This is a genomic window from Luteitalea sp. (assembly GCF_022842525.1).
In the GTDB taxonomy this organism is placed as follows: domain Bacteria; phylum Acidobacteriota; class Vicinamibacteria; order Vicinamibacterales; family Vicinamibacteraceae; genus Luteitalea.
The window spans coordinates 1,491-1,912 of record NZ_JALHPM010000380.1; positions in this window are offsets into that span (position 1 = coordinate 1,491).

The window sequence follows — 422 nt, forward strand, 5'->3', positions numbered from 1 at the left end:
CGATCCTTGAGGAGGATAGAGATTGAGCCCCAGTACAGAGGCACGATCCGCGCCGTCGCATGACCGCCATCGCGGCAGGCTGCTCACCGCACGCGGCAACGCCGATTGCCTCCGAAGTCGGACGCTCCCCTGACTTTTTGGCTGCAGGCCGACGAATTGTCAGCACCGCGCGCCGTGTCGACCACCGAATAGCCCACGGTTTGTCGGGGGATCTCTGGCAGACGATCGCGCCGCCAGCGGCAAGCATGCTCTCACGATGAGCATAGCAACAACCATTCCGCCGTCTGCCGAACCCGTCACTGCCGAGCCACGATCACGTCGGGCGCTCCCCGTGGCCGGCGGGGCTGCCTCCTCGCCACCGCCGGCGCTGCCCCTCGCGCATTTCGCCTTCGCCCTCGGCTGGCTGGCGGTCGCCGCGGTCA